The organism is Methylococcus sp. S1M (assembly GCF_051295855.1).
In the GTDB taxonomy this organism is placed as follows: domain Bacteria; phylum Pseudomonadota; class Gammaproteobacteria; order Methylococcales; family Methylococcaceae; genus Methylococcus; species Methylococcus capsulatus.
Genome location: NZ_JBPDXO010000001.1, coordinates 450,619 through 472,262, shown reverse-complemented (window position 1 = coordinate 472,262; position 21,644 = coordinate 450,619). Strand labels below are relative to the sequence as shown.

Annotated in this window: 19 protein-coding genes; 7 read left to right on the top strand and 12 right to left on the bottom strand. The window is 63.4% G+C overall.

The window, feature by feature from the left end; translation table 11 throughout:
• Window positions 1–74 precede the first annotated feature (74 nt).
• The 4 genes from ACSHWJ_RS02080 to ACSHWJ_RS02065 all read right to left on the bottom strand — a co-directional run bounded on the left by ACSHWJ_RS02080 (window position 75) and on the right by ACSHWJ_RS02065 (window position 6,611).
• On the bottom strand, window positions 75–3,239 hold the full coding sequence (locus ACSHWJ_RS02080) for an efflux RND transporter permease subunit (RefSeq protein ID WP_218797665.1): 3,165 nt from the start codon (window positions 3,237–3,239) through the stop codon (window positions 75–77).
• The gene (locus ACSHWJ_RS02075; RefSeq protein WP_249385382.1) at window positions 3,236–4,432 is read right to left on the bottom strand and encodes an efflux RND transporter periplasmic adaptor subunit; all 1,197 of its coding nucleotides are present in this window, start codon (window positions 4,430–4,432) and stop codon (window positions 3,236–3,238) included. Before ACSHWJ_RS02075 ends, ACSHWJ_RS02080 begins: the two co-directional genes overlap by 4 nt.
• A gap of 100 nt (window positions 4,433–4,532) precedes the next feature.
• On the bottom strand, window positions 4,533–6,122 hold the full coding sequence (locus ACSHWJ_RS02070) for an efflux transporter outer membrane subunit (protein WP_432539213.1): 1,590 nt from the start codon (window positions 6,120–6,122) through the stop codon (window positions 4,533–4,535).
• A gap of 237 nt (window positions 6,123–6,359) precedes the next feature.
• On the bottom strand, window positions 6,360–6,611 hold the full coding sequence (locus ACSHWJ_RS02065; RefSeq protein WP_017365922.1) for a hypothetical protein: 252 nt from the start codon (window positions 6,609–6,611) through the stop codon (window positions 6,360–6,362).
• 257 nt (window positions 6,612–6,868) lie between these two features.
• Between ACSHWJ_RS02065 and ACSHWJ_RS02060 the strand changes: the two genes are divergently transcribed.
• The gene (locus tag ACSHWJ_RS02060) at window positions 6,869–7,753 is read left to right on the top strand and encodes a RodZ domain-containing protein (RefSeq protein WP_432539212.1); all 885 of its coding nucleotides are present in this window, start codon (window positions 6,869–6,871) and stop codon (window positions 7,751–7,753) included.
• Window positions 7,754–8,355: 602 nt separating this feature from the next.
• On the opposite strand, the gene ACSHWJ_RS02055 is transcribed toward ACSHWJ_RS02060, so the two are convergent.
• From ACSHWJ_RS02055 to ACSHWJ_RS02040, 4 genes are all read right to left on the bottom strand, one after another.
• On the bottom strand, window positions 8,356–9,441 hold the full coding sequence (locus ACSHWJ_RS02055; protein ID WP_010960644.1) for a YkgJ family cysteine cluster protein: 1,086 nt from the start codon (window positions 9,439–9,441) through the stop codon (window positions 8,356–8,358).
• A 62-nt stretch (window positions 9,442–9,503) separates the two neighbouring features.
• Window positions 9,504–10,007, bottom strand: a complete 504-nt coding sequence (locus tag ACSHWJ_RS02050) for a hypothetical protein (RefSeq protein WP_010960645.1) — start codon at window positions 10,005–10,007, stop codon at window positions 9,504–9,506.
• Between the two features lie 18 nt (window positions 10,008–10,025).
• On the bottom strand, window positions 10,026–11,930 hold the full coding sequence (locus tag ACSHWJ_RS02045) for an ATP-binding cassette domain-containing protein (RefSeq protein ID WP_432539211.1): 1,905 nt from the start codon (window positions 11,928–11,930) through the stop codon (window positions 10,026–10,028).
• Window positions 11,931–11,951: 21 nt separating this feature from the next.
• Entirely contained in the window at window positions 11,952–12,476 is a 525-nt protein-coding gene (locus tag ACSHWJ_RS02040) for a YcxB family protein (RefSeq protein ID WP_017364120.1), read from the bottom strand.
• A gap of 175 nt (window positions 12,477–12,651) precedes the next feature.
• Between ACSHWJ_RS02040 and bfr the strand changes: the two genes are divergently transcribed.
• Window positions 12,652–13,131, top strand: coding sequence for a bacterioferritin (gene bfr / locus ACSHWJ_RS02035; protein WP_218800030.1), 480 nt, complete (start codon window positions 12,652–12,654; stop codon window positions 13,129–13,131).
• A gap of 131 nt (window positions 13,132–13,262) precedes the next feature.
• Complete coding sequence (locus ACSHWJ_RS02030; protein WP_010960648.1) at window positions 13,263–13,466, top strand: (2Fe-2S)-binding protein; 204 nt, start codon at window positions 13,263–13,265, stop codon at window positions 13,464–13,466.
• A gap of 501 nt (window positions 13,467–13,967) precedes the next feature.
• On the opposite strand, the gene def is transcribed toward ACSHWJ_RS02030, so the two are convergent.
• From def to ACSHWJ_RS02010, 4 genes are all read right to left on the bottom strand, one after another.
• Window positions 13,968–14,543 (bottom strand): peptide deformylase, encoded by a 576-nt coding sequence (gene def / locus ACSHWJ_RS02025; RefSeq protein ID WP_432539210.1) that lies wholly within the window; start codon window positions 14,541–14,543, stop codon window positions 13,968–13,970.
• A 1-nt stretch (window position 14,544) separates the two neighbouring features.
• Window positions 14,545–15,366, bottom strand: a complete 822-nt coding sequence (locus ACSHWJ_RS02020; protein ID WP_218800032.1) for an NADPH-dependent oxidoreductase — start codon at window positions 15,364–15,366, stop codon at window positions 14,545–14,547.
• 17 nt (window positions 15,367–15,383) lie between these two features.
• Window positions 15,384–15,791 carry a TauD/TfdA family dioxygenase gene (locus ACSHWJ_RS02015; protein ID WP_432539209.1) on the bottom strand — a complete coding sequence of 136 codons (408 nt, stop codon included), beginning with the start codon at window positions 15,789–15,791 and terminating at the stop codon, window positions 15,384–15,386.
• A 391-nt stretch (window positions 15,792–16,182) separates the two neighbouring features.
• Entirely contained in the window at window positions 16,183–17,913 is a 1,731-nt protein-coding gene (locus ACSHWJ_RS02010; protein WP_432539208.1) for a porin, read from the bottom strand.
• A gap of 354 nt (window positions 17,914–18,267) precedes the next feature.
• Between ACSHWJ_RS02010 and modA (ACSHWJ_RS02005) the strand changes: the two genes are divergently transcribed.
• From modA (ACSHWJ_RS02005) to modC, 4 genes are read left to right on the top strand one after another with little or no spacing between them, the layout of a single operon-like run.
• Complete coding sequence (gene modA, locus ACSHWJ_RS02005; RefSeq protein WP_218797672.1) at window positions 18,268–19,017, top strand: molybdate ABC transporter substrate-binding protein; 750 nt, start codon at window positions 18,268–18,270, stop codon at window positions 19,015–19,017.
• A 29-nt stretch (window positions 19,018–19,046) separates the two neighbouring features.
• Window positions 19,047–19,817 (top strand): molybdate ABC transporter substrate-binding protein, encoded by a 771-nt coding sequence (gene modA, locus ACSHWJ_RS02000; RefSeq protein ID WP_017364598.1) that lies wholly within the window; start codon window positions 19,047–19,049, stop codon window positions 19,815–19,817.
• A 10-nt stretch (window positions 19,818–19,827) separates the two neighbouring features.
• On the top strand, window positions 19,828–20,508 hold the full coding sequence (gene modB, locus ACSHWJ_RS01995) for a molybdate ABC transporter permease subunit (RefSeq protein ID WP_010960656.1): 681 nt from the start codon (window positions 19,828–19,830) through the stop codon (window positions 20,506–20,508).
• A 1-nt stretch (window position 20,509) separates the two neighbouring features.
• Window positions 20,510–21,580, top strand: coding sequence for a molybdenum ABC transporter ATP-binding protein (modC, locus tag ACSHWJ_RS01990; RefSeq protein ID WP_010960657.1), 1,071 nt, complete (start codon window positions 20,510–20,512; stop codon window positions 21,578–21,580).
• Window positions 21,581–21,644: the final 64 nt, after the last annotated feature.

The window sequence follows — 21,644 nt, the reverse complement described above, 5'->3', positions numbered from 1 at the left end:
TGGGAGTCGACCAAAGCCTGCTTCCGTCGAGCTCCCACGGGACCGGTGAGGCCGTGACACTCCTACGGGCCGCCTCAGCCGGTCGCCGGAGATTCCGGTTTTCCTCCCTTGTTCCGCTCGCTCCAGCGCTGGGTGATGACGTAGAACACCGGTACGAAGGGGATGGCCAGGATGGTCGAGGCCAGCATGCCGCCGAACACCACGGTGCCGATCGCCTGCTGGCTGGCCGCGCCGGCGCCGCCGGCCTTCATCAGCGGGACGACACCCAGGATGAAAGCGAACGAGGTCATGATGATGGGCCGGAACCGGCGCCGGGTGGCTTCCACCGCGGCGTCGGCGATGGCCATGCCTTCGGCGCGCAGTTCCCGGGCGAATTCCACCACCAGGATGGCGTTCTTGCTGGCCAGCGCGATCATCAGTACCAGTCCGACCTGGGTGTACAGGTTGTTGTCGAAGTGGCGGATGATGAGGGCGACGATGACGCCCACCAGAGCCATGGGTACGACCAGGATCACCGCGGCGGGGCTGGCCCAGCTTTCGTATTGAGCGGCCAGCACCAGGAAAACCAGAACGATGGACAGAAGATAGATGTAATACGCCTGGTTGCCGAGCTGCTTTTCCTGGAATGCGGTGGCGGTCCATTCGAAGCTCATGCCTTGCGGTAAGGTGTTCTTGGCGATCCGTTCCATCAGCTGGATCGCTTCACCGGAACTGGACCCCGGCGCTGCGGAGCCGAACACCGGTGCTGCCGGATAGAGGTTGTAACGGGTGACCAGTTCGGAACCCAGCATGTGCTTCACGGTCAGGAGGGAGCCCAGCGGGACCATTTCCTCCCGGACGTTCTTCACGTAGAGATTCTGGATGTCCTCCGGCCGCAGTCGGTAGGGTGCGTCGGCCTGCACGTAAACCTGGAACGACTGATTGAATTTATTGAACAGATTGACGTAAGCGGATCCGAGATACGCTTGCAGGGTGGCGAATACGTTGCTCAGCGGAACTTCCTGCGACTGCGCCTTGGTGCGGTCGATGTCGAGGTAAAGCTGAGGGCTGCGGTTGCTGAAGGTCGAACCCACGAAGCCGAGACCGGATTGCGTGGACCCGGCGCGGGTCAGTTCCTGCACGCCCTTCTGCAATTCGGGCAGGCCGAGGCTGCGCCTGTCTTCGACCATCATCTGGAAGCCGCCGGCCTGGCCGAGGCCGCGGATGGGCGGCGGAATCATGATGGCGAACTGGGCTTCCGGAATGGCGTCGAGCCGCTTTTTCAGGCTGCCGAGAATATGGCGCTGATCGAGCGCTTCGCCGCGCTTGTCCCAGTCGTCATAAATGACGAAGGTGGTGGAAGCGTTCGAGAGATTGGCGGTATCGAGGATCGACAACCCCCCGATCACGACCCAGGCATGCACGCCGGGCGTTTTTTTCAGGACTTCGTCGAGCTTGCGGCTGGCTTCCCGGAGTCTGGGCTGGGCGGCGCCGTCCGGCAGGCGCGTCATGATTATGGCGTAGCCCTGATCCTCGCTGGGCAGGAAGCCTGTCGGGTGGATGCTGAACAGCCAGCCGCCCATGGCGATGAAGGCGAAGAAAACCGCGGCCATCGTTCCGGCCCTTTTCACCATCCAGCGGACCACTCGGGTATAGGCTGCCTCGATTGCGGCATAGACTTCGTTGAAGCCGCGGTAGAATGCGTTCGGACGGTGATCGGCCGGCCGTGCCTTGAGGTAGAGGGCGCACTGAGCCGGTTTGAGGGTCAAGGCGTTGATGGCGCTGATGATCGCGGTAGAGGCGATCACAAGGGCGAATTGCCGGAACATCTGGCCGGTAATGCCGGGCAGGAAGGCCGAAGGCAGGAATACCGCAGTCAGCACCAGGGTGATGCCGATGACCGGGCCGGTCATCTCGCTCATGGCCTTGATCGACGCCTCCTTCGGCGTCAGTCCCTTCTCGATGTAGTGCCAGGCGTTCTCGACGATCATGATGGCGTCGTCCACGACGATGCCGATCGCCAGGATCAAGGCGAACAATGTCATCAGGTTGACCGAGAAGCCGAGCATCGCCATCGCGGCGAAGGCGCCGATGATGGTCACCGGGACGGTCGTGGCCGGCACCAGGGTCGCCCGCCAGTTCTGCAGGAACACCATGATGACGATCAGCACCAGCACGCCGGCTTCGAACAGGGTCTCGTAGACCGCGTGGATCGACTGGTCGATGAATTTGGTGGTGTCGTAGAAGATCGCGTATTTGAGCCCTTGGGGGAAGTCCTGGCTCATTTCCTCCATCGACTGTTTGATTCTTTCGCCGACGTCGATGGCGTTGGCGCCGGGCAGGGTGTAGACCACGATCTGGGTCGATTTGTGGCCGTTGACCTCGGCGTAGTTGGTGTACGTCTGTTGGCTCAGTTCGACTCGGGCGAGGTCCTTCACGCGCACGATCCGGGCTGCATCTTCGTTCGTGACCGACTGCTGCGGTTTTCCCCGGCTCGTCTTGATGATGATGTTCTCGAATTCCGAGACATCGGACAAACGGCCCAGGGCGTTGATGGTGAACTGGTAGGGTTGGTCCTCGGGCACCGGGGGGCCGCCGAGTTGGCCCGCCACGACCTCGACGTTCTGCTGCTGTATCGCGTCGGCCACATCCTTGGCGGTGAGGCCGTAGTAGCGCAGCCTCTCCGGATTCAGCCATACCCGCATGCTGTAGGAGCCGGCGCCGACGACCTTGATCTGCCCGACGCCATGGATGCGGGCCAACGGATACTGCAGGTTGATGACGGCGTAATTGGAAAGATAGGTTTCGTCGAAGCGGTCGTCGTCCGAATACAGGCTGATGACCTGCAGCATGTCGGTCGACACTTTCTTGACGGTGACGCCCTGTTTCTGCACCGCATCCGGCAGCTGGGCCAAGGCCCCGTTGACCATGTTCTGCACCAGGGCCAGGCCGGTGTTGAGATCGCTGCCGACCCGGAAAGTCACGGTCAAGGTATAGGAGCCGTCGCTGCCGCTGGTCGAGGACAGATACAGCGAGTTTTCCACGCCGTTGACCGCCTGTTCGATCGGGATGCCGACCGTATTGGCGATGATCTCGGCGCTGGCCCCGGGATAGCGGGTGGTTACCTGGATGGTGGGGGGCACGATGTCGGGATACTGGGCGACCGGCAAATTGATGAGGCTGACGGCGCCCAGAATGATCGTGACGATCGCGATGACGTTGGCGAAGATCGGCCGTTCGATGAAGAACTTGGAGATCATCGGGCGGGCGCTCCCGCGGAATCGCCGGCCGGTTCAGCCGCCAGCGGCTGCCGGACGGGGGTCACTTCCTTGCCGGGAATGGCGCGCAGCAGGCCATCGACCACGATCCAGTCGCTGCTCTTCAAACCGTCGCTGACCGACATCATGCGCCCGGCAGGGGGGCCGGTGGTGATGCTGCGCCGCTCGACCAGGTTCTTGTCGTCGACGACGAGCACGTAGGGGCCGAGCTGGTCGTAGCCGATGGCTTCCACCGGGATGAGCAGGGCGGACTGCGCCGCGTCGACCGGCACCTTGAGCCGGGCGAACAGGCCGGGAAGAATGGAATAGTCCGTGTTCGGGAAAATGGCGCGCAGCAGCAAGGTGCCTGTGGTGGGGTCCAGCCGGATGCCGGCGAAATCGAGTTTGCCCTGGTGCGGATAGCCGTCCTCGTTGACCAGACCCAGGAACACGGGCACGTCCGGTGTGTGGGGATTGGTCGCCTCGTCCTGATGCTGGCCCCGGACCCGCAGCAGATCATGCTCGCTGATCGTGAAATAGGCGTAGATCGGGTCGATCTGGTTTATTTCGGCGAGTACGGTTTTCTCGCCGGCACCGACCAGGTTGCCCGGATCCTTCAGGCGTCGCCCGGCGCGGCCGGTGAACGGCGCTCTGACCTCGGTGTAGCTCAGATTGAGTTGGGCCAGTTCCACGTTGGCTTCCGAGGCCATGACTGCGGCCTGCGCCGAATCCCGTTCGTAGTGCCAGCGGTCGACGTCGGTCTGGGCGGCGGCATTCTGCTTGAGCAATCCCGAGAAACGGGCGAACTCGGTTTCTGCATGCATCAGGCGGGCCTTGTCGGCGAGCACCTGGGCCTTGGCCTCCTTCAATTTGGCCTGGTAGGTGTTCTGCTGGATGAGAAACAGCAGTTGTCCCTCCTTGACGATTTCGCCCTCGCGGAACAGGATTTTTTCCAGATAACCTTCGACCCGGGCGCGGAGTTCCACGGTCTTGATCGCCTGGGTGTTTCCGGTGAGTTCGAGATAGGGCGTGACCGGGCCTACGACCGGCTGGCTGATGATGACGGGCGGCGGTGGCGGCGGGACGTAAGTGTTGGGTCGATCGCAGCCGCCGATGCCCAGGAACAGCATGGAAGTAAGGATGCCGGCAAGGGTGCGCTGCATGCGTCCCAGGCGGTGGAGAGTCGTGCGAATCACTGGAAGGGTCTCCCTGAAGTCGTTTCCGGTGGTGTTGGCAGAATCGGCTGGAGCACGGCTCGTCGCCAATGAGTCGAGAGTTTCGCGAAACTTTGCGGCCTTACCAGTCCGGCGCCCGGATGAGGCTGGACGGGGGAGTCTTGGGCACCGCCCCGGGCTTCAGCAGATCGCCCCAGTGGGTTCGCTCGGCCATCGCTTGCAGGATCGGCTCGGGCACGAATTCCTTGCCTTCGCGAATCTGCCAGCCGCCGCCCAGAGTGCGGTAGACGCCGACCAGGTTGGTGGCGATGTTGCCGAGGGTCTGGGCGAAATTGTCCTGCTGTTTCAGCAAGTCCTGCTCCGCCGTGAGTACCGTGGTGAAATCGGTGATGCCTTCGCGATACTGCAAGGTTGCCAGATCCAGCGAGCGCTGGGCGGCGGCGGTGCTCTCGGCCAGGAACTGTGCGGAATTCTGGGCCTTGAGGAAACCGATCAAGGCGCTCTCGGCCTCCTGCTGCGCCTTCAGCACGGTGTTCTGATAACTCAGGGCCAGCTCCTGGAAGCGGGCATCCTGGGCGCGGACCTGGTTGGTGAGCTGGCCATAATTGAACAGGTTCCACTGCACCGAGGGCCCGAAGGCGTAGTAGTGCTGGCCCCAGTTGAAGATATCGCTCAGGCTGTGGCCCTGGGAGTTGGTGGCAAGGAAGCCAAAGCTGCCGCTGATCGAGAAGGCCGGATAGAGCGACGCCTTGGCGATGCCGATGCGGGCCGATTGCGCCGCGGCACTCCGTTCCGCACGGCGCACGTCCGGGCGGCGGCGCAGCAGGTCGGCGGGAATGCCGACGGCGACCTGGACCGGCGGCGCCGGAATTTGACCGAACTGCGCTGCGCCGCCCAGGGGCTCGTCCAGCTTCTCCGGCGTCATGCCGAGCAAGTAGCAAAGCGTGTTTTTTGCCTGCCGAAGCTGCCCTTCCAGTACCGGAATGGTGGCCTGGGTGCTGGCGAGCACGGTCCTGGCCTGTTCCACGTCGCGCTGGGTGCTGGTGCCGCCGTGGAATTTGGCGTCGGCGATGCGCAGGCTCTCGCTCTGGGTCTCGACGTTATGGCGGGCGATATCCAGGCGCTTTTCCAGGGTCCGGATCTGCACATAGGTGTTGGCCACGTCGGCGGTGAGGGTGACGAGGATGTCGTCGTACTCGGCGACGGATGCCATCAACTGCGCGTCGGCCGATTCGATGGCCCGGCGGTACTTGCCCCAGATGTCGATTTCCCAGTTCGACATGACGCCGATGCGGGTATACCAGAGGCTGTCGCCCAATCCCAGATTCCGCAGAAGAGGCATGCCGAAATCTTCGGTTTGGCCTTGGAACGCCTGGCTCTGCGGGAACAGATTGCCGGTCGCGATGCCCAGCTCCGCGCGCGAACCCAGGATGCGGACGGCGGCGATCTGTAGCGGAAGGTTCTGTGAATAGGCGGTTTCCACCAGCTTGTTCAGGACCGGATCCTTGAACACCCGCCACCACTCACGGAAATCGCCCTCCTTCCTGGAGACACGCCTGTCCTCGCTTTCGAGCCAGTCGGGGGAAACCCGGGTTTCGGGAGTCTGGTAATCCGGACCGATCTTCGTGCTGCAACCGCCGGCGAGTACCGCCGGAATGATCAGAAGCAGCTGGCATCCGGTGTTTTTCAACAGATCGATTCTGGGCTCCATCCTGTACGGAATCCTGCATTGAAGGTCCTGGTGGGGGCGTGTTTCGCCGGCCGCGCGTCGGAACATGCCATGACGGCTGTCTAGCATGTCTCATGTCTCCCCGGGTGTCGAGCCGTGCCTCAGAAATGTCATCAATACGGCGGTATGTCCGATTGACCGGTTGCGCGCGCCGGCGCGCTCCGTCGGCTGCTGCTTCAGGAACACGAAGGGGCTCCCTCCCTTCGTGCCCGCATTCGCTTACATTTTTCCAAGCATGAACAACACCACGCCCGGCATCGCGAGCGCCGGTCCCCACCAGGCGCCGCCCAGGGTGGCCACGATGCCGGCTGCAAGAGCCAGGATGCCGATGGCCTGGAATTTTCCGCCGAGCTTCCGGATGGGAGGTTCGTTTTCACCGGCGGATGATTCGGCCGATTTTCCGCAGCCTGGGCAGATGCTTGCTGGCGCGGAGATTTTGGTTCCGCAATGGACACAGTTGCCGAGTTCCATAGTTTTCTCCTCAAGATTTTGTATGCGGGCCCACGGCCCTTTGTCATCTGGGCAAGGGAGACCACGCAGCCTCACGCCGGAACGATCGTCCGGTGCGGCTATTCTGACACCTCGGGAAGGGACGTGGCACGCAAGGCGCCTTGCACTCAGGAAAGCAGGGACGGAATCGAACTTGCAAAGGCGTGACCGTATGCGTTTGAATGCGCAGACGGGCGGGCGCTTACAATTATTCGTTTTTCGGAAGGCGGAACGACGACATGGGCGACACGAATGACGGTCTCGCAGAACGGCCGGGAGGAGAGAGCGCTGGGCAGCGGCTTCGAGCCGCCCGCGAGGCACGGAGGCAGGGGATCGACAAGGTGGCACGCGAACTGCACCTGTCCGTGGGGACCGTCGGTGCTCTGGAGCGCGACGATTATGCCAGCCTGCCGCCTCCGGCTTTCGTGCGCGGCTATCTGCGCGGTTACGCGCGCTTGCTGGGACTGCCGGAGCAGGAAATCGTCGATGCCTACAACCGAGTCGCCGTGGGGGGATCGGATCCCGAGCCGGGATCCGTGGTGCGCGGCCAGAGCGAGGCGAGCCCCACCTCCTGGTTTGGTCCGCTGGGACTGGTCCTGCTGGGCATGGCGGGTATCTGGGGCTACCAGCATTGGCGTTCGTCGCAGATTTCCGGGGAGGCTCCATCCCCGGTCGAGCTTTCCGAACCGGTACCGGTGGAACCGGCTGTGAACGGGACCGCCATGCCCGGGAGGGAGGAGGTAGCGCCCCCCACCGGCGGGCCTGCCCCCGCCTCGAACCCAATGGCAGCGGCCGACGCGCTTGGCTCGCCGGCCGCTTCGCCGTATCCGTCGATGCAACCGCAGCCCTCTCCACAGCCGCTGCAGCCGGAGGTGGATACTCTAACCCTGAGCTTTTCGGGGGAGTCCTGGGCCAGCGTCACGGATGCCGAGGGAAAAAAACTTCTTTTTGAAAACGTGACCGAGGGGCAGGTCAAGACCGTCCAGGGAAAGGCCCCGTTCAAGATAACCCTTGGCCGTCCCGCCGACACCCATTTGGAGTTTAACGGGCAGGCTTACGACCATGGGTACAAGACAAATCGTACCTCTGCCAGGTTCATCGTTCCCAGGAATGCGGGGCACTGACGCCAATGGCGTGACGCGGGATATTTCATGTGAAGGTGGGTGTCGGGCATTGCCAGAAGACCATATCCCGCCAGGCGGAAACGATCAGCGCTGAGTGGACAAAATGGCCTGCCGTCATTCTTCCCGGCCTTTCCTTCGCAACTGCGGGGCGGATCGGCTTGGCCGGATTCCCGGTGGGGGAGAGCTTGCATGCGCGTCCCCGGGAAATCGAGGACCGCAGGGTTCCTGGACAGGGGGAAGGCGACCTCATCGAGGAGGCGGCGAATCGCTCCACGGCGGGCACGTGGGTCGAGCGCGCCAGCCGCCCGGGCGGCCCCGGAGGGATCGACCGCGGCCGTCGATCGCATGTAGGAGCCCATGCGCAAGACGCTGACCCATGACCCGGGCGAGGAAACGGGCCGACACGAGAAGCGGACCGGCGTGACGGTCCGTTTCGCCGATCCCCACCGTCCCGGCCGGCGCGGCAGGCACGAGAACACCCCTGGCCTGTTCCGCCCATGTCGTCCCGAGGGGACCGACCCGGTCGAGCTGCTCATCGATATTCAAGCCCACCCTTCCAATGGCCTTGCTTCAAGCGTCCCACTCGGTGTTTGGACCCGCCGTCACAAGGACAGGCCGACTCTCCGGCGGGCGTCCAGACAATTCGCACTGCCGGGTGTGAAATCTCGGCAGGTGCGGGGGCGGTCTTCATAGATCCGGCAGGCATAGGATTGGGCGGGATCGTTGCCGCCCGTCAGGGCGGCGCAGCGCTCGCCATCGCGGCGCAGTTTCCGGCGTTTCCCGGCGACGACGACCAGGTCGGGATGCAGGCGGACGAGTGGTTCGCGAGTCGACAATTCCACCGCTTGGTAGGCTTCCCGGCAGCAGGCGCCGCACGTGAGGCAATCGAGATCTTTCGCGGGCTCCCAGCGCATGCAGGCCGGCGCATCCGGAGCGAGGCGCACTTTCGGCGCATGCCGGCAGCGAATCCCCTGGCGAGCGACATATGACCAGGCGCAGCTGGCGCAGCCCTTGTCCGCCGGGTAGCGAGCGACGGCGGCATGGCCCGCCGGATGCAGAGGAGGGGGCGGTACCACCGTGCTCCACAGGGAAGTCATTCGCTCCTCGCCGGCGTCATCGCTTCGGATGTGGCGGGGAACGACGCCAGCAATGGCCGCGGTCGCCGCCAGAGCGGCTTGAAGGTGCGGAGCCCAGCGCGGCTGCGATGCGCGCCAGGCGGCCAGCCGGGCGGCGACACAGGAAGGCTCGCGGCGGCCGCCTCTGTCCGACGGAGCCGTCATCGGGTCGTCACCGAGGGTGGGCCAGAATTTGACGCGAAAGTCGGTGGTGGGGGCGAAAAAATCGCGCAGGCCCACGCCGTCGGCGAGATAGGCCTGCAGCCGGAGGCAGGCATGCTCGCGCCACAGGTGCCGGTTGCTGGTGTTGTCCAGGCCCCAATCCACTTGGGCCTCACCGGCCTCGCCCTCCACCAGCGCGTGGCACAGCTCGTGGAAGATCATCTGCGCGAGGGAATCGTCCGGGTCGAGCAAATCGTCGCTGCCGATCAGAATCGTGCCTTGTCCGTCCGTGGATGCATACACCTCGGAGCTGCGCGCAATGCGGAAGCCGACGTTTTCGGCGCAGGCGATCCAGATCCGCGCCAGGGGGTCCTGGTAACGGTGATGAGGCTGGCGCAGGAATGCGGTCATGTGCCGGGAGCGACTGTGTGCCGTGAGAGGAGCAAGGCGGAAGGCGAGGATTGCCGATGCCGTCAAACGGACGTAGGGGGGAACAGCGTCATCATGACACTGTAGCTTCCCGCCACATACGCGACGGCGAGCAGCAAGCCGGTGGCCCAGGGTTGGGACAGCGCATGCCGGAAGATGTGCGCGACGACGGCGACGTGCCAGAGCATCATGCCGAACAACATGAGGTGGATACCGGCGGCGTCGGGCACCGCCAAGGTCCAGCCCACCAGAGGGATGGCGGGCGCGCTGATGACGACGTCGCTGCCGAGCATGGCGATGACCGTCTTCTGCCAGCGTGGCGTTTTTTTGAAGAGGGCCAGCAGCAGCCAGACGAAACCGAGGAGCATCGCCAGTTCCGCCAGCGACTCGACGACTGCCGGCAGCCAGTCCACTTCCAGCCCGAGCAGGATGAAGCCGACGAGGAGGTAGGCTGCCGCCGTGAGCCACAGCAGCAGAAGGGACCGTGGGACATCCTGAGGCCCTTTGCGGAACAGGCAGATTTCGATGAACAGTCGGATCAGCGGCATGCGGGGTCTTCTCCGGATTCAGGCCATGTCGGTCTGCAGCTGTGCCTGTTCCAGCGCTTCGCTGGCGGCATACCAGGCTGCTTCGGCGCGGACCAGTGAAGCTTCCGCCTCGGCCTTCTCCAGCAGCAGGCGTTTGAGCCGGTCCCTGGCCTCCTCGGCATAAAGACCGGGATCGGCCAACTGGGATTCGAGTTCTTCCCGCCGCTTCAAGCAGTGCTCCAGTTCCGCTTCGGCACGTTCGAGCTGCAGGCGCAAAGGCCGGAGCCGCTGTCGTCTTTCGGCATCGGCCCGCCGGGTTTCGCGGCGGGACGTCCCCGCGTCGCGGTGGTCCTCGGCGCCGCTGGAGTTGGAGGAGGCGCGGTTGCGGAGCCAGGCGCGGTAGTCGTCCAGATCACCGTCGAATGGGGTGACCCTGCCATCGGCGACCAGGAAGAAATCATCTGCCACCGCGCGCAGCAGGTAGCTGTCGTGCGACACCAGCACGACCGCACCTTCGAAATCCTGCAGTGCCCGGATCAGCGCCAGCCGCATCTCCAGATCCAGATGGTTGGTCGGTTCGTCCAGCAACAGGAGGTTGGGTCGCTGGTAGACGAGAAGGGCCAGCACCAGTCGGGCTTTCTCGCCGCCTGAAAACCCGGCGACGGGTTCGAAAGTCCGTTCGCCGCTGAAGCCGAAGCCGCCGAGGAAATTGCGGATGTCCTTTTCGGAAGCCTTGTCGTCCAGACTCTGGACATGGAACACGGCGTTTTCCGCGGGGCGCAGCAGTTCCACCTGATGCTGGGCGAAATATCCCAGTCGCAGTTCGCCTGAAACCCGGCGCTCACCGCTCAAGGGCGGATGCAGCCCAGCCAGCAGCTTGATCAAGGTCGATTTGCCGGCGCCGTTGCGGCCCAGCAGGCCGACCCGGTCGCCCGGCATCAGCGACAGCCCGATGTTTTCCAAGAGCGTAACGCCTTCGTATCCCACCGTGACGTCTTCGGTCTGCAGCAACGGACGGGGCAGTTTTTCCGGCGGGCGGAAGGCGAATTCGAAGGGGGAATCCACATGGGCCAGTGAAATGACCTCCATCTTCGCCAGCAGTTTGAGCCGGCTCTGGGCCTGGCGCGCCTTGGTCGCCTTGGCACGGAACCGGTCGACGAACCCCTGCAGGCGGGCGATCTCGGCCTGCTGCCGGCGGAACGCCGCCTGGTTCTGCGCCAGCCGCTGGGCCCGCGCTCGTTCGAAGTCCGAAAAATTGCCCGTGTTGAGAATGACCTGGCCGTTTTCGATATGGAGGATGTGATCGGCCAGACCGTCGAGGAAGTCGCGGTCGTGCGAGACGAACAGCAGGGTGCCGGGATAGCCGGCCAGCCATTCCTGCAACCACAGCACGGCATCGAGGTCGAGGTGGTTGGTGGGCTCGTCGAGCAGCAGGAGATCCGAGCGGCCCATCAGCGCGCGGCCCAGCGCGAGCCGCATGCGCCAGCCGCCAGAAAAGGCGTCGACCGGACGCTCCCCGTCGCCCGCTGCGAAGCCCAGACCGGCGAGCAACCGCCCGGCCTTGGCTCTGGCCTGATAGCCGCCGATCGCCTCGTAACGGGCATGGGCGCGGGCCAGTGCAAGGCCGTCTCCGGAGGCTTCGGCCGAGGCGATCTCGCGTTCGACTTCCCGCAGCTCGGTGTCGCCATCCATGATGAACTCGATCGCAGCCCGTGCGTCCGATGGCGTTTCCTGGGCGACATGGGCGATGACCCAGTTCGGCGGGAGCCGGACTTCGCCGGCGTCGGTCTGCCTGCTCCCGGTCACCAACCCGAACAGGCTGGACTTGCCGACGCCATTGGCGCCGGTCACGCCGACTTTCTGGCCGGGAAAGATGTTGAACGAGGCGTGCTCGAACAGGCTCCGGCCGCCGATCCTGAGGGTGACCTCGTGAAACTCGATCATCGTGAGACAGACACGGCCGCTTCAGTCCGCCGCGGCGATCCGTTCGTCCGCCGCCTTTACGAAATCGCGCAGCTTTGCCGCATTGGTCGTGGCCCGTGGTACGATCAACGCCTCGTCGATCGCGACGAAAATGAACGCGTATTTGTCGGTGAGTTCGATCCGCAGGATTTCACTCCAGGGAATCCGAGTCTCCTCGCCGTCCAGCTTCTTTTCGATCAGCGCGTCCCTGGCCACGCTCAGCCGGTAGCGACCCAGGATGCGGCGCTTGTCTTCCTGCGAGTACATCGCGAGCAGCTGTTTGCGGGTGGTCCAGCGTATGTAGGCAGGGACCAGAAAGCCCCATGCCAGCGCTATGACGCCCACGTAGGCTGCGGATACCATGTCCTGGTAATAGAACCAGAGAAACAGCGAAATGGCGACGAAAAATGCCGGGATCGTGGCCTGATGCCGTTGCCGCCGCTTCTTCAGCGCCTTGGTCTCCCGTATCTGATGATCGCTGAAAGCCAGCAGATCCCGTTCGCGCAGTTCGTACTCGATTTCGTTCATTGGTTCAGGTGGTCCGGTCGCCGATGTGGTGGTCTTCTTTTTGCGTGCGCCGCGGATCGGGCGTAGGTTCGAATGTGGCAGGGCTTTTTCTGGCTGACTAGTATACGTAATTCTGTTTCAATTACGTACGACAACCACAAAGGCCCTGAAGGGCGGCGTTTCGGGAGATGGGGAAATGCAAGGTCAGCCTGAGGTGATAACGGCGCTGAATCGGCTGCTGGCGGGCGAGCTCGCCGCGATCGACCAGTATTTCATCCACGCGATGATGTATCGGGACTGGGGTTTTCATGCGCTGTATGAGCACACCGCCCACGAAATGCAGGAGGAGCAGGCTCATGCCAGCGCGCTGATCCGGCGTATCCTGTTCCTGGAAGGGGTTCCGGACGTGGGTGCCCGGGATCCGATCCATGTCGGACGGAACGTGCCGGAGATGCTGAGGAACGACCTCGGCGTCGAACACGCCGTCATCGGCCATCTCCGCGAGGTGATCGGCCTGTGTGAGGAAAAGGGCGACTACGAGACCCGGCGTATCCTGCAGGTTCTGCTCGACGACACCGAGGAGGATCACTGTCTGTGGCTGGAGATCCAGCTTCGGCTGATCGAGAGCATCGGTCTGGAGAATTATCTGCAAAGCCAAACGGAAGAGAGGGTTTAGGTACCGTTTCGGTCGCCGGATGGGGAATGCTGTCTTGCCGATTCGGGAACAAAATTTTTTCCGTTTCTTGTTTGAGAAACGTTCTCAGTTCTGATATTCTAAGCTCGTCTCCAGTCTTGAGGCCCATCCTTATGTATGTCTGCATCTGTAGGAGCGTCACTGACCGCCAGGTTCGGGAAGTCGTCACTCGCCACGGCGCGTACAATCTGCGCACCTTGCGGACGCGCCTGGACGCCTGCAGCCAGTGCGGGAAATGCGCGCTGGAAGTCAAGACGCTGATCCAGGAAACCTTGGCGGAGAACGCCGTATTGGAACAGCAGAACATGGCCGCCTGAGTATCGCTTCGGTTCGGTGGTGACGTTCCCCTATGGGTCGGGCAGACGGGCGAGCGAGGAACCATTCCAGCAGCCGGACCATTCCCGACGGAACCGACCACCCCGAGGGTCTGACGATGGATGGCCTGGGTCAGACGCACTTCCCCCTCCTCGATTTCCTTCTGCTGCCGTAATCCGGTCTCGCGCACCTGACCGGCGGTCGCCACGTCCTTCGACTGGGAACAGCGGTCCTCCAGATGCTCGAAGACTTCGGCGATCGGTTTGACGCGCGTCTTGTCCTCGCCCGCCCCGGTCAGTTGTTCGTAGAGTCCTGGCGCTACGCTCATGGCCGTTCCGGAAACCGCTCGCGTCGCGGTTTGGCATGGGTCCGCCAGTCCATGAGCCCGAAAGGTCACGGTTCATCCCATTGCCTCGACCCCGGCTCCACCCCCGGGGCGCAATTGGCCTCGGTTCCATGTGTCGTTGTGGTAATGCTGCCGGCTTGGCAGCCCGCCGTTGCTATCAGCTGGTTTCGATGTCGCCGTAACGGACGTGGTTGGGCTGGGTAGTGAAACTGCATGGGTCCATGCGGTCGATGTAGAGCCTCCCGTGCAGGTGGTCGATCTCGTGCTGCAGGATGCGGGCATACCAGCCGCTGGCCTCGACGGTCTGCGGTTCCCCCCGGTGGTCCAGGCAGGATACCCGCACCCAGCGGGCACGCTCCACCCGTGCGCTGAAGCCCGCGAGGCTGAGGCAGCCTTCGTGGAAGACGTCGGTCTCTTCCGAGCGGGCGACGATTTCCGGGTTGACGATGACGTGGAAGGGTACCGGTTCGCGTCCTCGCGCCGCCAGTTCCTCGGCCGACAGGCCCCTATGGTAGTCGGCGCGGTCTTCGATGACGGCCAGTTGCAGACCCTGGCCGATCTGCGGCGCGGCGAGTCCCACGCCCGGCGCGTCGCGCATCGTCTCGCGCATGTGCCCGATCAGTGCCTGGACCGCGGCGCTGCGGATTTCTTCCGGGCTCAAGGGACGCGCCCGCTGCCGCAGCACCGGTTCGCCGGCCTGGACGATCTTCAATCTGAGGGCAAGGCCGTCCATGTCAGCGCAGTTCGAAGCCGAGGGCGTTCAGAGCCGCCTTGAGCCGGTCGCGGCCGGACAGCTTGGCAGGACCGGAGATGCGCGAGGCGGAGTGTTTCGACCAGTCACCCCCGACCGCCATGTTCTGTTCGGCATAGAACTCCGACATCGCGGCGTTGTAACGCTCCACCGCCTCGTCCTGGCTTTCCAGGGCATAGGTTTCCCGGTGCAGCACCGCGTTCTGGGGCAGACGCGGCTTGATGGCGGGGAGGGCGGCCGGGTCGGGGTGGCCGACGCACAGGCCGAAGACGGCGAAAACCCCCCGAGGCAGGCCGAGTTCCGCCGCCACCCGTTCCGGGTGGTTGCGCATCGCGCCGATGTAGACCGTGCCCAGCCCCAGCGATTCCGCGGCGACCACGGCGTTCTGCGCCGCCAGGGCGGCGTCGACCACGGCCATGGTGTACATCTCCAGATAGTCCAGTCCCTCGGCGGCGATGCCGCGCCGGGCGGCGATCCGCCGCAGACGGGCATGGTCGGCCAGCCAGACCAGGAACAACGGCGCCTGGACGATGTGGGTCTGGTTGCCGGCAAGCTCGGCGAGGCGGGCGCGCCGCGCGCCGTCTTCGACCGCGACCACGCTCCAGAGCTGGAGGTTGGACGAACTGGCGGCGGATTGAGCCGCAGCGACCAGGGCTTCCAGCGTGCCAGGCGCCAAGGGCTCGGCGGTGTAGGCGCGGACCGATCGGTGGGAAAGCAGGTGTTCCAGGACAGCGTTCGCGGCGATGGCCGGCACGGGTTCATGCCTGCCGTAACGTGAAGCGAGTAGCGTTGGGATCGAGCTCATGGTTTTCGATCGATGGTTCAGAGGGGCCATCCTCCCGCCAAGCCGGTGCGCTTGCGCACGCGCCGCGATTCAACGGGAAACGGGGTTCGCACAAGCACGGCGGCCTGGTCGTCCCGGCACACGATGCCGCCCACGCGCCGCCGGTGGCGATAGGCGAGACGCGGGTCCAGCGGGTGTGCCAGCGACCGCTCTATCAGGGCTACGCTCTCCCGCGGCTCCCAGCCGGCGATTTCGGTGGCTGCGCCGAGATACGGCAGCGTCCTGCCGCTCTCGGGATGGGTGCGCACCAGTGGGTGGGGGGAAATCCTCCCTGCTGGCTGGGGCGGCCGGGTCGAGTCGATAGCGGGGTCGCGGGTCGCCCGGCTTGCGCTCGAGGGGATTGTAGGCGATGAGCTGCAGGCCGTCGATGAGGCGCTCGGTGGCATCGCCCCCGGTTTCCGCCATTTCCAGCTCATACAGCGGCGGGCCGGCGGAAGGAAGGGGCGTTCCTTGATGACGAAATGGGCGGATCAGGCGAGGGGGGCCGTGCCTGCCGCGCCGGTCCGCTCCCGGTGTCGGCCCGTTTCCTCGCCCGGGTCATGGGGCAGCGTCTTGCGCATGGGTTCCCGGCTGACCGGCGATGGTGCGCGACACGGCGTGGGAGCGGAGCCACGCCCGCTGTCCCCCTCTCCTCGCATCGGCATGATCGTCGCTCGTTCCTCGGCACCCGGTCGTGCGTGCTTCGTTCCCATCGCAACACCTTGAGGAGATGGTCTTCGAGTCCGTCCATGAAAACATACCGCAAGCGGCATGCGGCACGCCTGCCGGGGCGAACACCTAAAACGCGATCTGAAACCGCGTAAACCATGCCTGTTCTTGCCGGCGATTTTCGCCCTTCAATCCGCCGCCGCCGGTGAACCAGGTGTTGCTGTAATCGGTCTGGAACTTCATGAACGGGTTCAGATACCAGTTGAGTGCCGTAGTGAAGGTATTGGCGCCCGAGACAGAGGTGAGCGGGTTGGCGAGGGTGGCGTCCTTGCCATTCGCGCCTTTGAACGGCTCGAAGGCGTGGGAGTCCATGGTGAGGCCGGTCCAGCGGCCGGCGAGCACGAAAGCGCCCCAGTTGCCCGCCAGCGGATCGAAATTGTTCTGGGGCTTGATACCGAAGAACCCGTCCCGTTCCCCGGTGAGCACATAGCTGGCCTCCAGGTTCCACGCCCGGTTGTTCATGCTGGTCTCGTAAGTGGTGGACTTGGTGCCAGAAGTGCTCGTGGCCAGCACCTCATGGTTGGTCCAGATGTATTCGCCGAGCAGGCCGAACGGACCATAGTACCAGTAGGCCTGCGGGTAATAGCGGTAGGCGTTGCCGTTGGCGACGACCGACGAGGTGTTGGTGCCGCTGCCGCCGTAGTTGAAGATGGTCTGCTGGCCGACGCTGATCAGCTTGTTGAGCGTTTGGTTGATCGGGTTGCCCCAGGTGCCGGCGACGCCGATCCCCAGGCCCTCCAGCGGTTCGATGCCGCTCTTGAGGAAGGGATGGGAGAAGATGCGGGCGGCGATGTCCTTCTCTTGGTCTACTTCCACGTCGCTCTGGCTGACCGGCGTGCTGTCGCCGGTGCCGTTGAACCAGCCGAACTCGTAGGAAATCCAGTCGCGGAACACCGGCTGGATCGAGTACTGAGGCTTGTATCCCGGATAGCCGATCTGTCCGTGGAGCATGGCGCCGACGTCGCGGTTGGGCGCGATCTGGGCGGGATATCCACGCTCCACGAAATCCAGGTTGGTCGCGGTCTTGTAGCGTTCCAAACTCATGGGCACGCGCATCTTTCCCACCTGCAGGGCGGCTTCCGGGATGTAATGGGCGTCGATGAATGCGTCGAACAACTGGAGCTGGCTGTTGGCGAAATCGGGCGATACCCGCCAGTCGACCCATTTGAACAGCTGGCCTTCCAGGGTAAGGCGGGCGCGCCGGATCAACGCCGAATCGGTGAGATTCGAGCCCGGATTCTTGGTCTTGTTGGAGCCGTCGAAGAAAGCCCGGAAATCGGTCTGCAGGTAGCCGCGCAGGGCGAGCTTGTAGTTGCCGTCGGCGGAAGACCAGGCGATGCCGCGGTCGCCGATCTCCATGAGCGTGCTTTTCTTGGCTTTCTCCTCCGCTGCGGCCTTCTGGGCTTCAGTGGCTTTTTCCAGGGTCGTGACCCGCTCGTGCAGTTCAGTGACCTTGTTGGGGTAGAAGCCTTCGGTCGGCCATTGCTGGAAGCTGCTGACCCAGCTTTCCAGTTCTTTGTCGGCCTTGGCCTGGGCCGATTTGTCGGTCTGTTCGCCTGCCGGTTTGGCGGGTCTGGCGCCAGCACTGGCGGTTGCGGCAACGACCCTTTGCGTTGCCGCCAGTTTTTGTCTCAGGTCGGCGTTTTCCTGCTCGGACTTGTCCAGTTTCTTTTCGAGCTGCAGCATGCGCTGCTCCATGGCCTGCAAACGTTCTTCCATGGTCATCGCGGCAAGCGCCGGTGTCTGAAGCAAGGCAGGGCCTGCAGCCATCAGCAAGGGGGGCAGTCGTCTGGCTCTCATGTGACGGATTCCTTGGGCATTGGGTGTTATCGATTCGAAATGTTGGTGTGGATATAACGATTGGAAAGCCATTGCCGTCTGAACGGCGAAAAAACCTTTCACCTGGAAGGGTAAGGCGTGGCCGTGAAAAAGGCGATACGGCGATTCATCAACGATTTGTTTCCAAACTGTAATATGATCGACTCTCCAGTCGGCGTGTAAGATAGCCGCAGTCCCCGGCAAGATACGTTCATCGATATATCCAAAAAAAACGATCGAGCCAGGAATCGTCCTGGTGCGTCCGGCGAGCTTCCATCGCCGGGGTGAACGACTCTGCGGGAGGGAACGCCTGCTCACACTTTGGAGAAATGTGCCATGAAATCCCTGAAAATTCTGCTGTTGCATTTGTGCGTCCTGGTTATTCCGGAATCCTGGGGTGCCGAGGTGAACGTGGCCGTCGCCGCCAATTTCACCGGCCCGATGGAAAAGATCGCCTCGGCTTTCCAGAAGGCGAGCGGGCATAAGGCGGTGATCGCCTACGGCACGGTCGGAAAGTTCTACGCACAGATCAAGAACGATGCGCCTTTCGACGTGCTGATTTCTTCCGATGCCGAAACCCCGAGTCGCTTGGAGAAGGACGGGCTGGCGATCCCTGCAAGCCGCTTCACCTATGCCATCGGCAAGCTCGTGCTGTGGAGCGCCAAGCCCGGTGTCGTCGACGACAAAGGGGAGGTACTCAAACGGGGTGCGTTCCAGCATTTGGCGCTGGCGAACCCGAAGATGGCTGTTTACGGCGCTGCGGCGGTCGAGGTCATGAACAAGCTGGGTGTGGCTGCGGCGCTCGAGTCCAAGTTCGTGCTGGGAGAGAGCATCACGCAAGCCTACCAGTTCACGGCCAGCGGTAACGCGGAGCTGGGCTTCGTCGCTTTGTCGCAGATATATCAGGATGGCCGTTTCGCGCCTGGATCGTATTGGGTGGTGCCGACGGAACTGTATCCGCAGCTCAAGCAGGAAGCGGTGTTGCTCGTCAAAGGGAAAAACAACGCCGCCGCCCAGGCCCTCCTCACTTATTTGAAAAGTGATGCGGCCAGGCAGGTCATTCGCGCCTACGGTTACGAACTTTGATCCCGAATACAAAACAAGGAGAAAATGCAATGAGCTTCATCAAAACGCTACTGGCCGCATGCTTCCTGCTCTCGACCAGCGCAGCCCACGCCGGGAAGATCACGGTCGCGGCGGCGGCCGATCTCAAATTCGCGATGGATGAGATCGTCGCGACCTTCAAGAAATCCAATGCCGGCGAGGAGGTGGAGGTGATCTATGGCTCCTCCGGCAAATTCCACACCCAGATTCAGGAGGGGGCGCCCTACGACCTCTATTTTTCCGCCGACATCGATTTTCCCCGTGAACTGGTGAAAAAAGGCTTGGCCGCCTCGGAAGTCAAACCTTACGCTTTCGGCCGGATCGTGTTGTGGAGTGCGACCCTCGATGCGACCAAAATGAATCTGACCAGTCTTGCCGATCCCAAGATCGCCCGCATCGCCATCGCCAACCCCAAGCATGCGCCTTACGGCAAGCGGGCCGAAGAGGCATTGCGTGCAGCGGGCATGTGGGACAAGGTGGAGCCGAAACTGGTGTACGGCGAGAATATCGCGGCCACGGCGCAGTTCGTACAGACGGGCAACGCTCAGATCGGCATCATCGCGCTGTCCCTCGCGCTGAATCCGGAGCTGGCGAACAAGGGAGGCTACTGGCTGATTCCGGATTCCCTGCATGAACCTCTCGAACAGGGTTACATCATCACCAAGCGGGCGGAGAACAATCCCTTGGCCAAACGTTTCGCCGACTACATGAGTAGCAAGCCGGCTCGCGCCGTGATGACACGGTACGGTTTCGTGCTGCCGGGCGAGAATCTGAAAAAATAGGAGCCCCGGGATGTTCCTGTCCGACAGCGATCTGCAGGCGATCTGGCTCACCGTCAGGCTGGCGAGCATCGTCACCGCGATCCTGCTCCTCGTCGGGACGCCCATCGCCTGGTGGCTGGCGCGTACGCGATCGAAATGGAAGGGGCCGATCGGCGCCGTGGTGGCCTTGCCCCTGGTGCTGCCGCCATCGGTGCTGGGATTCTACCTGCTGTTGGCGATGGGGCCACATGGCCCGGTCGGTTACCTGACCCGAGAGTTGGGCATCGGCCCGCTGCCGTTCACGTTCTGGGGACTGGTGCTGGCCTCGGTATTCTATTCATTGCCTTTCATGGTTCAGCCGGTGCAGAACGCCTTCGAGGCCATCGGCGACCGGCCGCTGGAAGTGGCCGCGACACTGCGTGCCGCGCCGATGGATGCTTTCTTCAGCGTCGCACTGCCGTTGGCTCTGCCGGGCTTCCTCACCGCCGCCATTCTGACGTTCGCCCACACCGTCGGGGAGTTCGGCGTCGTGCTGATGATAGGCGGCAACATACCGGGCGTGACGCGGGTGGCCTCGGTGCAGATTTACGACCATGTCGAGGCGTTGGAGTATGCCCAGGCCCACCGGCTGGCTGCGGTGATGCTTATGTTTTCCTTTCTGGTTCTGCTGGCGCTCTATGCTTGGCGGCCCAATCCCAAGAAGGCCGGATGACATGGAAGACATTCACGCGCGCTTTCACATCGACTGGCCGGGTTTCCGGCTCGACGTCGACCTCACTTTGCCCGGACGGGGAGTGACGGCCTTGTTCGGCCATTCCGGTTCGGGAAAGACCACGCTCCTGCGCTGCATTGCAGGCATCGAACGTGTCTCGGCCGGCCGCCTGACGTTCAACGGCGAAGTCTGGCAGGATGAAAAAATCTGGGTTCCTACCCACAAGCGGCCGCTGGGCTATGTTTTCCAGGAGGCCAGCCTGTTTCCTCATCTGACCGTGCTCGGCAATCTGCGTTTCGGGATGAAGCGGGCGTCGGGGCCGGTACGGGTGAGCCTGGATCAGGCCGTGGAACTCCTGGGGATTGGCCATCTCCTCGACCGCAAGCCGGACCGGCTGTCCGGCGGAGAGCGCCAGCGTGTCGCCATCGCCCGGGCGCTGGCCGTCAGCCCGCGGGTCCTGCTCATGGACGAGCCGCTGGCTGCGCTCGATCTCAAGCGCAAGCAGGAAATCCTGCCCTACCTCGAGCGCCTGCATGACGAACTCGACATTCCGGTCCTATACGTGAGTCATTCTCCCGATGAGGTGGCTAGGCTGGCGGATCACCTCGTTGCGATGGAGGAGGGGCGGGTGATCGCCGCCGGGCCCCTGAAAGAAACCCTCGCCCGGCTCGATCTGCCCATCCGGCTCGGCGAGGATGCCGGGGCCGTGCTGGATGCCGTGGTGGGGGAGCGGGACGAGTCCTGGCATCTGGCGCGCTTGGATTTTCCCGGCGGCAGTTTGTGGACCAGGGATAGGGGGATTCCGGTGGGACGCAAGATCAGGGTGCGCGTGCTGGCCCGCGACGTCAGCCTGGCCCGGCAACGGCAGGAGGAAACCAGTGTGCTCAACCTGCTGCGGGGACGGGTGGATGCGATCGAGGACGAAGACCATCCGGGATTGGCGCTGGTACGGGTTCGGGTGGGAGAATCGCCATTGCTTGCGCGGTTGACGAAGCGCTCCGCCTCGGCGCTCGGCATCGTCCGAGGCCAGGAGGTATGGGTCCAGGTGAAGTCCGTCGCTTTGATGGAATGAACCGGCGGCGGTATCGTCCCTGTTCGCTGTGACGGAGGTTGCCGCTACTTCCGGAAATCACATT

Excerpts from the sequence above, each read along its gene's own strand:
- ACSHWJ_RS02080 (WP_218797665.1), bottom strand. The coding sequence starts at position 3,239 with ATGATCTCCAAGTTCTTCATCGAACGGCCGATCTTCGCCAACGTCATC.
- modA (WP_017364598.1), top strand. The coding sequence starts at position 19,047 with ATGAGCTTCATCAAAACGCTACTGGCCGCATGCTTCCTGCTCTCGACC.
- modA (WP_218797672.1), top strand. The coding sequence starts at position 18,268 with ATGAAATCCCTGAAAATTCTGCTGTTGCATTTGTGCGTCCTGGTTATT.
- ACSHWJ_RS02050 (WP_010960645.1), bottom strand. The coding sequence starts at position 10,007 with ATGCCGCTGATCCGACTGTTCATCGAAATCTGCCTGTTCCGCAAAGGG.
- ACSHWJ_RS02065 (WP_017365922.1), bottom strand. The coding sequence starts at position 6,611 with ATGGAACTCGGCAACTGTGTCCATTGCGGAACCAAAATCTCCGCGCCA.
- ACSHWJ_RS02060 (WP_432539212.1), top strand. The coding sequence starts at position 6,869 with ATGGGCGACACGAATGACGGTCTCGCAGAACGGCCGGGAGGAGAGAGC.
- bfr (WP_218800030.1), top strand. The coding sequence starts at position 12,652 with ATGCAAGGTCAGCCTGAGGTGATAACGGCGCTGAATCGGCTGCTGGCG.
- ACSHWJ_RS02020 (WP_218800032.1), bottom strand. The coding sequence starts at position 15,366 with ATGAGCTCGATCCCAACGCTACTCGCTTCACGTTACGGCAGGCATGAA.
- def (WP_432539210.1), bottom strand. The coding sequence starts at position 14,543 with ATGGACGGCCTTGCCCTCAGATTGAAGATCGTCCAGGCCGGCGAACCG.
- ACSHWJ_RS02015 (WP_432539209.1), bottom strand. The coding sequence starts at position 15,791 with ATGCCACCGAGCGCCTCATCGACGGCCTGCAGCTCATCGCCTACAATC.
- ACSHWJ_RS02030 (WP_010960648.1), top strand. The coding sequence starts at position 13,263 with ATGTATGTCTGCATCTGTAGGAGCGTCACTGACCGCCAGGTTCGGGAA.
- ACSHWJ_RS02045 (WP_432539211.1), bottom strand. The coding sequence starts at position 11,930 with ATGATCGAGTTTCACGAGGTCACCCTCAGGATCGGCGGCCGGAGCCTG.
- modC (WP_010960657.1), top strand. The coding sequence starts at position 20,510 with ATGGAAGACATTCACGCGCGCTTTCACATCGACTGGCCGGGTTTCCGG.
- ACSHWJ_RS02010 (WP_432539208.1), bottom strand. The coding sequence starts at position 17,913 with ATGAGAGCCAGACGACTGCCCCCCTTGCTGATGGCTGCAGGCCCTGCC.
- ACSHWJ_RS02055 (WP_010960644.1), bottom strand. The coding sequence starts at position 9,441 with ATGACCGCATTCCTGCGCCAGCCTCATCACCGTTACCAGGACCCCCTG.
- ACSHWJ_RS02040 (WP_017364120.1), bottom strand. The coding sequence starts at position 12,476 with ATGAACGAAATCGAGTACGAACTGCGCGAACGGGATCTGCTGGCTTTC.
- modB (WP_010960656.1), top strand. The coding sequence starts at position 19,828 with ATGTTCCTGTCCGACAGCGATCTGCAGGCGATCTGGCTCACCGTCAGG.
- ACSHWJ_RS02070 (WP_432539213.1), bottom strand. The coding sequence starts at position 6,122 with ATGGAGCCCAGAATCGATCTGTTGAAAAACACCGGATGCCAGCTGCTT.